This is a genomic window from Streptomyces sp. NPDC002513, from assembly GCF_053595355.1.
This window is the reverse complement of the sequence record NZ_JBSFXK010000021.1, coordinates 64,474-77,342: the sequence shown is the minus strand read 5'-3', so window position 1 is coordinate 77,342 and position 12,869 is coordinate 64,474. Positions and strand designations below refer to the sequence as shown.

The window sequence follows — 12,869 nt, the reverse complement described above, 5'->3', positions numbered from 1 at the left end:
GCGCGTCAAGGCGCTGTCAGTAGGGCGCCTTAACCTGGTTTCATGGCCGGGACGGGACAAGCCCGTCTCCGGCCCGGGGCGGGGGCCCGGTCCCCGGCGCGGCCGCGGGGGGATGCGGTGTCCCGCGGACAGGAGAGAATGGCCAGTGCCCTGTCGGGGCACTGGGTCGGGGCGGCGCGGCTGAGAGCCGTGCACCACGCACCGAAGGTCTCCGTCGGGGTTGTCAGGTTTGTCGTGAAGGGGCGGTAGAGGGTGAGCGCGTCGGGCACGGCCGCGGCCGGACAGGTCGAGCAGATGCTGCGCCAGGTGACGCCCGGGCGTTACGACGCCTACGAGGCGCTGCTGCGCGTCCTCGCGACCCCGTCCTCCGGCCAGGTCTGGATGCTGCTCTGGCACGGCCAGGCCGGCTCGCCCGACGCCCAGTACGGACACATGGAGGTGAACGGCTACGGCTACGCGCCCTGCGTCACCTCCGCCCAGGAACTCTCGGCCTGCGGCTGGAACCGCTCCTACGAGGTGGTCGACGGCCTCGACGCGGCCCGCACCCTCTACCCGGACCACTACGGCCTGTGGCTCAACCCGCATGCGCCGGGCGGCGGCGTCGGCATCCCCTGGCTGGATCTGCGCCGCATCGCGACCGGCCTGGAGCGTCAGCCCGCCGGCCCGCTCCGGCTCGCCGAACCGGTCATCGCGATCCCACAGTTCTACGCCCTCCTCACGCAGAACGCACACCGCACACCCGCGGTGCGCTCGCTGCGGCGCGCCTGGGTGCAGCCCGCCCTCGGCGCTCCCTATCTGGCGATCGGCCTGGACGTCTACGACACCTCGCCGCCCGCCGTCGACTCGGTGCGCGCGATGATGCAGAGCTCCGTCGGGGCGGTCCCGGAGGGGCTGCCCGTGTCGACCGTCGCCATGTCCGACGCGCACGACCCGGTCGCGATGTGGCTCCGCGCCCACGCCCGTCCGTTCTACGACCGTGAGGCCCACGCCGCCCCGGCCCAGGCTCCGGCGGCCGGGGGGTACGGCTATCCGCCGGGGCGCGGCGCCTACTGACCGAGGACCGCGCCGGGGTCGGTCACCGGGCTGTCCGAGGATCGGTCAGGTCCGCCGCCAGGAGCCCCTCTTCGCGCGTAGATGCGGGTGGATGATCCGAGTCTCGTGCGGTGTGTCCCGGTTGGCGGGTGTCCGCACCCCGTTACCCAACGTCCGGATAACGGAACCCCCTTGCCCGCATCACGTTTACGCATCCATTCACCGTCAAGTCTGGCAACTGATCGCCGAAGCGTTGAAGACTCCCGCTTCAAGGGGTTCCAACCCCTGTGTACGACGGACTGATCATGCCGCCACCGCGGCAAGTGCGGGCCGGTCACCGCCGGTTGAGAGGGGTCCCTGCCAGATGACGGCACCATTGCACGAGCCGACCGCGGAAGCGGCACCGAGTGCCGCCGAGGAAGCGGCGCTTGCGGCTGCCGGGGAGAAGGGTGTCCAGGGGCGTTCCCTGGGCCGGATCGCCTGGGAGCGCCTCAAGCGGGACAAGCTCGCCCTGACGGGTGGCGTCGTCGTGCTGGTGCTGATCCTGATGGCGGTCTTCGCCCCCGTGATCACGAGCCTGGTCGGGCAGGACCCCGATGCGTACCACGAGAACTTGATCGACCCGCTGTTCGGCACGCCCACGGGGTCCCTGGGCGGCATCAGCGGTGACCATCTCCTCGGTGTGGAGCCGGTCAACGGACGCGACATCTTCGCCCGCATCGTCTACGGCGGACAGATCTCGCTCCTCGTGGGTTTCCTCTCCGCGCTGGTCGCGATCGTCCTCGGCACCGTGCTCGGCATCCTCGCCGGCTTCTTCGGCGGGTGGGTCGACTCGGTCGTCAGCCGGGTCATGGACGGTCTACTCGCCTTCCCGCAGCTGCTGTTCATCATCGCGCTGGTCTCGGTCATGCCGGACAAGATGCTGGGGCTGAGCGGCTCGGCCGTGCGCGTCTTCGTGATGATCCTGGTCATCGGGTTCTTCGGCTGGCCCTACGTCGGACGTGTGGTGCGCGGTCAGACGCTCTCGATGCGTGAGCGCGAGTACGTCGAGGCGGCCCGCTCCCTCGGCGCCGGCCGGTTCTACATCCTGTTCAAGGAGCTGCTGCCCAACCTCGTGGCGCCGATCATCGTCTACACGACGATGATGATCCCGACCAACATCCTCACCGAAGCGGCGCTCAGCTTCCTCGGCGTGGGCGTGAAGCCGCCCACCGCCTCCTGGGGCCAGATGCTCTCGAACGCGATCGACTACTACGACTCGGACCCCATGTACATGGTGGTCCCCGGTGTGGCGATCTTCATCACCGTGCTCGCCTTCAACCTCTTCGGTGACGGCGTGCGCGACGCGCTGGACCCCAAGGGCTCCCGCTGAACTGCCGTACCCCCAGCGACCCGTGGCACCGACACGGGGTCTCTCATCTATCCGGAGGATCCGAGATCGTGACTACCCAACGCACCTCAGGGCGGCGCAAGCAGGCCATGGCCGCTGCAGCGGTGGTCGCCGCGCTGCTGACCACGGCGGCGTGCGGCGGCAGCGGCGGTGACAACGGCGGCGGTTCGAAGGACGGCGCGGCCGGCTTCGACGCGGCGAACAACAAGGTCGCCCAGGCCTCGCTGGCCAAGAAGGGCGGCACGCTGAAGTTCGCGAGCGCGCAGGACGCCGACTCGTGGGACACCACCCGCGCCTATTACGGCATGGCGTGGAACTTCATGCGCTACTACAGCCGTCAGCTGGTCACCTACAAGACCGAGCCGGGCAAGACGGGCGCCGAGCTGCAGCCCGACCTCGCCACCGACATGGGCAAGGTCTCGGACGGCGGCAAGACCTACACCTTCACCCTGCGCGACGGGATCACCTGGGAGGACGGCAAGCCGATCACCTCCCAGGACATCAAGTACGGCATCGAGCGCCAGTGGGCACAGGATGTCCTGTCGGGCGGTCCGGTCTACCTCAAGAACGTGCTCGACCCCAAGAGCGCGTACAAGGGCCCCTACAAGGACACCTCCAAGGACCACCTGGGCCTGAAGGCGATCGACACGCCCAATGACAAGACGGTCGTCTTCCACCTGCCCGAGGCCAACTCGGACTTCCTGCAGATGATCGCGCTGCCCTCGGCATCGCCGGTGCGCCAGGACATGGACACCAAGTCCAAGTACGGTCTGCACCCGTTCTCCTCGGGCCCCTACAAGTTCCAGTCGTACGACCCGGGCAAGGGCCTCACCCTGGTCCGGAACGCCAGCTGGAAGCAGTCCTCCGACACGGTCCGCAAGGCGTACCCGGACACGATCACCGTCAAGCTGTTCACCAACGCCAACGACATGGACCAGCGTCTGATCGCCGGCGACTACGACCTGGACCTCAACCAGACCGGCTTGTCCCCGCAGGGCCGCACCATCGCCCTGAAGGAGCACAAGGGCAACCTGGACAACCCGCTCTCCGGTTACATCCGTTACGCGTCCTTCCCGCAGAGCGTGAAGCCGTTCGACAACATCCACTGCCGCAACGCGGTGATCTACGGCGCGGACCACGTGTCGCTGCAGACCGCGCGCGGTGGCCCGATCGCGGGTGGCGACATCGGCACCAACATGCTGCCGCCCTCCGTGCCGGGGTCCGAGGGCCAGAAGTACGACCCGTTCCAGATCGCCGGTGCGAACAAGAACGGCAACGTCGCCAAGGCCAAGGAGGAGCTGAAGGCCTGCGGCCAGCCCAACGGCTTCAGCACCACCATCGCCGTCCGTAACAACAAGCCGGTCGAGGTGGCCACCGCCCAGTCCCTGCAGGCGTCGCTGAAGAAGGTCGGCATCAACGCCCAGATCGACCAGTACGACGGTGCGCAGTACGCCGGCATCATCGGTAGCCCCGCCAACGTGCAGAAGAAGGGCTACGGCATCATCATCATGGGCTGGGGCCCGGACTTCCCGTCCGTCCAGGGCTACGGCCTGCCTCTGTGGGACAGCAAGTACATCCTTCAGAGCGGTAACAACAACTTCGCCCTGATCAAGGACAAGACGATCGACGGGCTGTTCGACCAGTTCACCAAGGCGACGGACGTCTCCCAGCAGACGCAGATCGCCACGCAGATCAACCACAAGGTCATGGAGGGCGGCTACTACCTGCCCTTCACCTTCGAGAAGTTCATCAACTGGCGCTCGAACCGGCTGGCGAACGTGTACACGACCAACGCGTACAGCGGCCAGTACGACTTCGTCAACCTGGGCCTGAAGTCCGCGAAGTAATCCCGGCACACCCGCCGAACGGCACGAAAGGCAGGTGAAGGCCGGCGCGGCGTGACCGCGGGCCACCGGACAACCTCCGGTGGCCCGCGGTCCGCGGCGGGCCGTACGCTGTGCTCGCTTACCTCATCAGGCGGCTGATCGCCGCCGCAGTGATGCTTGTGGTCATCATCCTGGTGGTCTTCTGCATCTTCTTCCTCGTCCCCAAGTGGGCGGGCGTGGACATCGCCACGAGCTTCGTGGGCAAGCAGGCGGACCCGGCCGCCGTCGAGGCGGTGCGGGAGAAGCTGGGTCTGAGCGACCCGATCTACTCCCAGGTCTGGGAGTTCTTCAAGGGCATCTTCGTGGGCCGGACCTACTCGGGCGGCGGGGATGTCACCCACTGCGCCGCGCCGTGCTTCGGCTACTCCTTCCGCAGCGAGCAGGCCGTCTGGCCGGTGCTGACCGACCGCTTCCCGGTCACCCTGGAGCTGGCGCTCGGCGCCGCCGTCCTGTGGCTGATCTTCGGTGTCGCCGCGGGTGTGCTCTCGGCCCTCAAGCGGGGCAGCCTGTGGGACCGCGGTGCGATGGTCGTCGCGCTCGCGGGCGTCTCGCTGCCCATCTACTTCACCGGTCTGCTCAGCCTGGCGATCTTCGTCTTCGGACTGAAGTGGATGCAGGCCGAGTACGTGCCCATCGGGCAGAGCTTCACGGGCTGGTTCGGCGGCATGATCCTGCCGTGGATCACCCTGGCCTTCCTCTACGCGGCGATGTACGCACGGATCACCCGCGCCACCATGCTGGAGATCCTGGGCGAGGACTACATCCGCACGGCTCGCGCCAAGGGCCTCAAGGAGCAGGTCGTCATCGGCAAGCACGCCATGCGTTCCACCATGACGCCCATCCTCACCATGCTGGGCATGGACCTCGGCGCCCTCATCGGCGGCGCGGTCCTGACCGAGACCACGTTCAGCCTTCCCGGTCTCGGCCAGAAGGTGCTGGACGCCATCAAGAGCCAGGACCTGCCCTTCATCCTGGGCGTCACCCTGATCACCTCGCTCGCGGTGATCGTCGCCAACCTCGTGGTGGACTTCCTGTACGCCGTGATCGACCCCCGAGTGAGGCTCGCATGACCGAACTCAGCAAGACCGGATCGGCGGTGGGCGAGCCCACCGGCGGCTCGGCGGCTCCCAGCGCGTTCCTCGAAGTACGCGATCTCAAGGTGCACTTCCCGACCGACGACGGACTGGTCAAGTCCGTCGACGGGCTCAGCTTCCAGCTGGAGAAGGGCAAGACTCTCGGCATCGTGGGCGAGTCGGGCTCCGGCAAGTCGGTGACCTCGCTCGGCATCATGGGCCTGCACACCACGGGTCAGTACGGCAAGCGCAAGGCACAGATCTCCGGCGAGATCTGGCTGAACGGCACCGAGCTGCTGTCCGCCGACCCGGATCACGTACGCAAGCTGCGCGGCCGTGAGATGGCGATGATCTTCCAGGATCCGCTGTCGGCGCTGCACCCGTACTACACGATCGGCCAGCAGATCGTGGAGGCGTACCGCATTCACCACGACGTCGACAAGAAGACCGCCCGCAAGCGGGCGATCGAGATGCTCGACCGGGTGGGCATCCCGCAGCCGGACAAGCGGGTGGACAACTACCCGCACGAGTTCTCCGGCGGGATGCGCCAGCGCGCGATGATCGCGATGTCGCTGGTCAACAACCCCGAACTGCTCATCGCGGACGAGCCGACCACCGCCCTGGACGTGACCGTCCAGGCGCAGATCCTCGACCTCATCCGTGATCTGCAGACGGAGTTCGGCTCCGCCGTCATCATCATCACCCACGACCTGGGCGTCGTCGCCGAACTCGCCGACGACATCCTGGTGATGTACGGCGGCCGCTGCGTCGAACGCGGCCCGGCCGAGAAGGTGTTCTACGAGCCGCGCCACCCTTACACCTGGGGCCTGCTCGGCTCGATGCCGCGCCTGGACCGTGAGCAGCAGGAGCGCCTCATCCCGGTCAAGGGCTCCCCGCCCTCCCTGATCAACATCCCGTCCGGCTGTGCCTTCAACCCCCGCTGCCCGTACGCCGACGTCCCGAAGGACAACCTCACCCGCACCGTCCGGCCCGAGCTGACCGAGGTCGGCAGCAAGCATTGGGCGGCCTGCCACATGTCGCAGGAGCAGCGGGAGCGTATCTGGACCGAAGAGATTGCGCCGAAGCTGTGAGTGAGAACGCAGAGGACAACGCAGTGAGCATCCCTGCACAGAGCGACGGCACGGAGGCGAAGGTCTCCGGCGCGGCCACCCTCACCCAGGACGCCGCGCCCGGCGAGACGCTGCTGAAGGTGACCGGGCTGCAGAAGCACTTCCCCATCAGGAAGGGCCTGTTCCAGCGTCAGGTCGGCGTGGTGCGCGCGGTCGACGGCCTCGACTTCGAGGTCAGGTCCGGTGAGACCCTGGGTGTCGTGGGCGAGTCGGGCTGCGGCAAGACCACGATGGGCCGGCTGATCACCCGGCTGCTCGAACCGACCGGCGGCACGATCGAGTTCGAGGGCAAGGACATCACGCACCTCGGGGTGAGCGGTATGCGCCCGATGCGCCGCGATGTGCAGATGATCTTCCAGGACCCGTACTCGTCGCTGAACCCCCGTCACACGATCGGCACCATCGTCGGCGCTCCCTTCCGGCTCCAGGGCGTCACGCCCGAGGGCGGGATCAAGAAGGAAGTGCAGCGGCTGCTGTCGGTCGTGGGCCTCAACCCCGAGCATTACAACCGCTACCCGCACGAGTTCTCCGGCGGTCAGCGCCAGCGCATCGGCATCGCCCGCGCGCTCGCGCTCAACCCGAAGCTGGTCGTGGCCGACGAGCCGGTCTCCGCGCTGGACGTGTCGATCCAGGCGCAGGTCGTCAACCTGCTCGACGACCTCCAGCAGGAGCTGGGCCTGACGTACGTGATCATCGCGCACGACCTGTCGGTCGTCCGGCACGTCTCGGACCGGATCGCGGTGATGTATCTCGGCAAGATCGTCGAGCTGGCCGACCGGGACTCGCTGTACAGGGCGCCGATGCACCCGTACACCAAGGCGCTGATGTCGGCGGTCCCGATCCCGGACCCGAGGCGGAAGGGTGCCAAGAGCGAGCGCATCCTGCTCAAGGGCGACGTCCCCTCGCCGATCGCCCCGCCGAGCGGCTGCCGCTTCCACACCCGGTGCTGGAAGGCGACGGAGATCTGCCGCACCACCGAGCCGCAGTTCCTGGAGCTGAAGCCCGGTCAGCGTGTGGCCTGCCACCACCCGGAGAACTTCGAGGACCAGGCCCCGCAGGACACCGTGCTGCTGTCCGATGCCAGGGAGGCGGCGGAGCTGGTGCCGGAGGCGGTACTGGAGGAGTCGGCGGAGACGTCGGCGGCCGTGGCCGCGGAGGTAGAGGCGGAGAAGGCCGAGGCTGCTGCGGAGGAGGCGGCGGAGGCCCCCTCCGGGGAGTCGACGGAGGCTGCTGGCGATGAGTCGGCGGAGGCCGCGTCTTCGGAGTCGGCGGAGGCCGCCGCATCGGAGGAGCCGGCGGAGGCCCCCTCTGGGGAGTCGGCGGAAGCTGCTGGCGACGAGTCGGCGGAGGCTGCTGGCGACGAGTCGGCGGAGGCCGCGTCTTCGGAGTCGGCGGAGGCCGCCGCATCGGAGGAGCCGACGGAGGCCCCCTCTGGGGAGTCGACGGAGGCTCCTGCCGACGAGTCCACGGAGACCGCTTCCGACGAGTCGACGGAGACCGCTTCGGACGAAGCTGCGGAAGCCGCTGCCGGGGAGACCTCTGAGGCTGCTGCCGAGGAGACCTCTGAAGCCGCTGCCGGGGAGACCCCGGAGGCCGCCGCCGAGGATGCCTCCGGTTCCGCCGCCACCGGCAAATCGGCGTCCGGATCTTCGGAGCAGTCGAAGACCGACGGCCGGAAGTAGCGAGTAAAGAGGCGTCAGGTATGCCCCGGTGACCGAAGGATCGGCTACCGGGGCGTCCCCGTTGACGCGGCGAGCGCATGACAGATTGGTAAAGTCATGTACATGATCGAACAGGAGAGCGCAGAGTCGGGCGTGTCCGTCTGATCGACAGCACGCTCGAAGGGACGACTCATGGCACTCTCCCGTTCGGCACGCTGGGGAGCCCTCGCCCTCGCGGCGGCCTCCTCCTTCGCCATCGCGGCCTCCTCCGCCCCCTCGCCCGGGTCCGCCGGCATCGGCGACTCCTACTTCCCCCAGCTCGGCAACGGCGGCTTCGACGCCCGCCACTACGCCCTCGACGTGGCGTACGACCCGGGCAGCGGCCGTCTCGACGGCCGTACGACGATCACGGCCCGGGCCACCCAGAACCTCACCTCCTTCGATCTCGACCTGCAGAAGCTTCAGGTCACGCGGATCGAGGTGAACGGCAGACGGGCCGACTTCACCCGCGAGGGCGACGAGATCCGGATCACCCCGCGCGGCGTCCTTCCCCGGGGCAGGGACTTCACGGTCGCCGTCACCTACGGCGGGGTCCCGGAACCGCTCGGCGGCCCCATCGTCTTCGGCTCGGACTACGGCTGGATGAAGACGGCCGACGGCGTCTTCGTCGCGTGCGAGCCCAACGCCGCCTCCACCTGGTTCCCCTCCAGCGACCACCCCTCCGACAAGGCCGCCTACGACATCCGCATCACGGCGCCGAAGGGCCTGACCGCCGTGTCCAACGGCCGGCTGGTGTCGACGTACGACAAGGGCGCCAAGACGGTCACCCACTGGCGGGAGTCCCGGCCGATGGCCACCTATCTGGCGACGGCCACCATCGGCAGGTTCGATGTGCGGACCGGGAAGACGCCGTCGGGCATCCCGGTCTACGTCGCCATCGACCCCGTCCTCGCGAACGGCAACGCCGTCGACGTGTACGCCGTCACCGCCGAGGCCACCGACTACTGGTCGCAGGTCTTCGGCCCGTACCCCTTCGAGGAGACCGGCGCCATCGTCGACGACATGCCCGAGGCCGGTTTCTCGCTGGAGGTCCAGTCCAAGCCCGCGTACTCGGCCGTCCGCTCCGAGTCGACGATCGTGCACGAGCTGGCCCACCAGTGGTTCGGCGACTCGGTCTCGGTGGAACGCTGGAAGGACATCTGGCTCAACGAGGGCTTCGCGACCTACGCCCAGTGGCTGTGGGCGGAGCACCGGGGTACCCGCTCCGCCCACGACTCGTTCCTCGCGGCGTACAACGCCCGCCCGGCCGGCAACGCGTTCTGGCAGATCAAGGTGGCCGACCCGCAGCGCGACACCATGTTCGCCTCCGCGGTCTACCAGCGCGGCGCGATGACCCTCCAGGCGCTGCGCGAGCGCATCGGCGACACCGCGTTCTTCAAGCTCCTGCCCGCCTGGACGAAGCTCCACCGCTACGGCACCGCGAACACCGGGGACTTCGTCCGGCTCGCGGAGAAGGTCTCCGGGCAGCGGCTGGACGACCTGTTCCAGAAGTGGATCTACAGCACGGAGCGTCCGGCCTTGTAACCCCGGCTTTCCAGAGCGCTCGCCTTACTTTGCAAGGTGCATTCACCTGAATGAGTGAGAATGTAAGGGTGCTCCAGCAACTGTTCAGTCCCTCCGTCCAGCACACCCTGGATCTCGTCGGCATCTTCGTCTTCGCGATCTCCGGTGCGCTGCTGGCCGTCCGCAAGAACTTCGACGTGTTCGGCATCGCCGTGCTCGCCGAGGTCACGGCGCTGGGCGGAGGGCTGTTCCGCGATGTGATCATCGGTGCCGTACCGCCGGCCGCCTTCACGGACCTGGGGTACTTCCTGACCCCGCTGCTCGCCGCCCTCCTGGTCTTCTTCCTCCACCCCGAGGTGGAGCGGATCCAGGTGGCCGTCAACGTCTTCGACGCGGCCGGCCTCGGCCTGTTCTGCGTGACGGGCACGATCAAGGCCTACGACCACGGGCTGGGCCTCACCGCGAGCGCGGCCCTCGGCCTCGCCACGGCGGTGGGCGGCGGCGTCCTGCGCGACATCCTCGCCAACGAGGTGCCCTCCCTGCTGCGCTGGGACCGCGACCTCTACGCGGTCCCGGCGATCGTCGGCGCCACCATGGTCGTACTCTGCATCCGCTACGGCGCGCTGACCCCGCTGACGAGCGGTCTCGCCGTCGTCACCGCTTTCGTGCTACGCCTTCTGGCGATGCGGTTCCACTGGCGAGCGCCGCGCGCTTGGAACCGCCGGTCCACGGTTGCCGAGGAGTAGGCCCGCTGGCGTCCTTCCCGGTCATCTGCTGGGTGAGCCAGGTGAACACGTACGGGATCTGCGGCCGCCACAGGGCCATGCTGTGCCCGCCCGCGCTGCGCGGGATCAGCACCGCGCGCACCACGGTCGGAGGCTTGGCGATCTGCTCCAGCGCGGCGGCCGCCTGGTAGCCGTCGCCGAGCTGGCCGGACAGGTAGAGGGAGATGCGCGGCGGGGTGGGCTGGCTCTTCAGCAGGAAGTAGGGGTTGTTCGCCCGGCGCAACGCGGTGCTCCGCGCGGCGAGCGACTTGCGCTCGCCGATCGGGTCGTTGTAGCCGGAGAGGCTGATCGCGGCCCGGTAGCGGTCGGGGTGCGCGGCCGCGAGCTTCGCGGCGCAGTGCGCGCCCGCCGAGTAGCCGGCCGCCGCCCAGCCGTCCGGCGCGGACTCGGCGCGGAAGTTGTCCATCACCATCTTCGGCACGTCGATGCTGAGCCAGGTGTCGGCGTTCACGACGCCGGGGACGTTCGCGCAGCCCGTGTCGACCTTGGCGATGAGGTTGGTGCGCGGCGCCACCAGGATGAAGGGCGCCACCTGGCCGGTGCGCATCAGCGGCAGTAGCTGCTCGTGCGCCTTGAGGGAGCCGAACCACGCCTTCGCCGAGCCCGGATAGCCGGAGAGCAGCTCCACGACGGGGAACTTCTTGTTCCTGTAGGCGGGGTCGTTGTACTGCGGCGGCAGCCAGACGTAGACCTCGGCGTCGACGCCCGACACCTGGCCCTTGAGCTGGGTGACGCGCACACCGCCGGCGGCGTGCATGCCCGGGCCGTCGGCCTGGGTGAACGTCTGGTGGATCTTGGGCAGGGCCTTGATCTGGATGCCGCCGGTGCCGTCCTTGCCGAGGTCGGCGGCCTGGCGCACATGGTTGCCCGTGCCGAGCAGATCGGACCAGTTGTCGTACAGGCTGTTCGCGTTGTTCACCAGGACGAAGACCAGGGTGACGGCGGTGACCTGCGCGAACAGCAGCATCACCACCCGGGCGGCGTGGCGCAGGAGCATCGGGCCGCGGATTCGGGACCACAGGACCAAGGGCAGGGCGAGGGCGACCGCCACGAGGACGATCGACGTGAGGAGGAACGGCGTCCCGGTCAGGCTCATCGGCGTGGCGGCTCTTCCTATGAACGGGCGGATCTGGCTCTACGTCTTCTCAGAGGGGGACGGGTGCCGCTCGGTCACGGACGAGTGCGGACACTTACCGAGAAATTGCCAAAACCTCACTTGAGGAGGACTGGATTCGCATGGACGTTCCTGAAGGCGTCATGGATTCGCGGCAGTACAAAGCTACTGCTCAGTAATTCCATGTTGTACCGTTTCGGCATGCCAGAAGCAGCTAGCACACAGGCCGCCACGGCCACGATCGGCGACAGCGAGTTCGACCGCGACACCGCGGTCACCCTCCGGGAACCCGGCGTCTACGACATCGACCTCTCCGCCGGCTGGACGATCATCGGCGCCGTCAACGGCGGCTATCTGCTGGCCGTCCTCGGCCGCGCCCTCGCGGACGCCCTGCCGCACGCGGACCCGTTCACGATCTCCGCCCACTACCTCACCGCCTCCCGGCCGGGACCCGCGGTGATCCGCACGGACGTGGTGCGCACCGGCCGCACCCTCTCCACCGGCCAGGCGTCCCTCTTCCAGTACGACGACGAGGGCCGCGAGATCGAACGCATCCGCGTCCTCGCCTCGTACGGCGACCTGGACTCCCTGCCCGACGATGTACGCACGACCGCGAAGCCGCCCGCCTTCCCGCCCATGGACCGGTGCTTCGGCCCCGAGGACGGCCCGGCGCCCGTCTCCGGCAGCTCGGCGATCGCCGAGCGGCTGATGATCAAGCTGGACCCGGCCACCCTGGGCTGGGCCCTCGGAGCACCCTCCGGCAAGGGCGAGATGCGGGCGTGGTTCGGACTCGCCGACGGCCGCGACGCGGACCCGCTGTCGCTGCTCCTCGCGGTGGACGCACTGCCGCCCACCGCCTTCGAGATGGGGCTCTCCGGCTGGGTGCCCACCGTCGAGCTGACCGTGCATGTGCGCAGCCGCCCGGCGCCGGGACCGCTGCGGGTGTCGATCACCACGCGCAACCTCGCCGGCGGCTTCCTGGAGGAGGACGCCGAGATCTGGGACAGCCGGGACCGTCTGGTCGCGCAGTCCCGTCAGCTCGCACGGGTCCGGCTGGGCTGAGCCGGGCCGTGGAACGGGCCGCACCCCCGCCGGGGCGCGGTCCGTTCGGCGCTCAGGGCGTGCGCGGTCGGCGTGCCGCCGGATGCCTGTAGGTGTCGGCTCGGGGGCCGGACGGGCCGGGTCGAAGGGTGTGTCGCGGGCGCGCTCCGGCTCCGGCGCAGCCGTACCGGCGG

9 protein-coding genes and 1 pseudogene are annotated in these 12,869 nt (G+C 68.8%); 9 read left to right on the top strand and 1 reads right to left on the bottom strand.

Annotated elements, in window-relative coordinates; all coding sequences use genetic code 11:
* Positions 1-252 precede the first annotated feature (252 nt).
* The 8 genes and pseudogenes from ACWD5Q_RS16670 (at position 253) to ACWD5Q_RS16635 (ending at position 10,481) form a co-directional block, all read left to right on the top strand.
* Positions 253-1,053, top strand: coding sequence for an enhanced serine sensitivity protein SseB C-terminal domain-containing protein (locus ACWD5Q_RS16670; RefSeq protein ID WP_451427718.1), 801 nt, complete (start codon positions 253-255; stop codon positions 1,051-1,053).
* Between the two features lie 343 nt (positions 1,054-1,396).
* Complete coding sequence (locus tag ACWD5Q_RS16665) at positions 1,397-2,404, top strand: ABC transporter permease (protein ID WP_451427717.1); 1,008 nt, start codon at positions 1,397-1,399, stop codon at positions 2,402-2,404.
* Positions 2,405-2,472: 68 nt separating this feature from the next.
* The gene (locus ACWD5Q_RS16660) at positions 2,473-4,269 is read left to right on the top strand and encodes an ABC transporter substrate-binding protein (protein ID WP_451427716.1); all 1,797 of its coding nucleotides are present in this window, start codon (positions 2,473-2,475) and stop codon (positions 4,267-4,269) included.
* Between the two features lie 110 nt (positions 4,270-4,379).
* Positions 4,380-5,378 carry an ABC transporter permease gene (locus ACWD5Q_RS16655; protein WP_451427715.1) on the top strand — a complete coding sequence of 333 codons (999 nt, stop codon included), beginning with the start codon at positions 4,380-4,382 and terminating at the stop codon, positions 5,376-5,378.
* Positions 5,375-6,472: an ABC transporter ATP-binding protein gene (locus ACWD5Q_RS16650; protein WP_451427714.1), complete on the top strand. Its 1,098-nt coding sequence runs from the start codon at positions 5,375-5,377 to the stop codon at positions 6,470-6,472. The genes ACWD5Q_RS16655 and ACWD5Q_RS16650 overlap by 4 nt, the downstream gene beginning before the upstream one ends.
* Positions 6,469-7,878, top strand: a pseudogene (locus ACWD5Q_RS16645) (ABC transporter ATP-binding protein); the annotation flags it as partial. The gene ACWD5Q_RS16650 and the pseudogene ACWD5Q_RS16645, both read left to right, overlap by 4 nt.
* A 486-nt stretch (positions 7,879-8,364) precedes the next feature.
* Complete coding sequence (locus ACWD5Q_RS16640; RefSeq protein ID WP_451427713.1) at positions 8,365-9,756, top strand: M1 family metallopeptidase; 1,392 nt, start codon at positions 8,365-8,367, stop codon at positions 9,754-9,756.
* Between the two features lie 68 nt (positions 9,757-9,824).
* Positions 9,825-10,481, top strand: coding sequence for a trimeric intracellular cation channel family protein (locus ACWD5Q_RS16635; RefSeq protein WP_451427749.1), 657 nt, complete (start codon positions 9,825-9,827; stop codon positions 10,479-10,481).
* Here ACWD5Q_RS16635 and ACWD5Q_RS16630 read toward each other — a convergent pair.
* A complete protein-coding gene (locus tag ACWD5Q_RS16630) occupies positions 10,390-11,616 on the bottom strand; it encodes an alpha/beta hydrolase (RefSeq protein WP_451427712.1) in 1,227 nt (408 codons plus the stop codon). The two genes, ACWD5Q_RS16635 and ACWD5Q_RS16630, sit on opposite strands and share 92 nt — an antisense overlap.
* A gap of 219 nt (positions 11,617-11,835) precedes the next feature.
* Here ACWD5Q_RS16630 and ACWD5Q_RS16625 point away from each other — a divergent pair, with 219 nt between their 5' ends.
* Positions 11,836-12,696, top strand: a complete 861-nt coding sequence (locus ACWD5Q_RS16625) for a thioesterase family protein (protein ID WP_451427711.1) — start codon at positions 11,836-11,838, stop codon at positions 12,694-12,696.
* Positions 12,697-12,869: the final 173 nt, after the last annotated feature.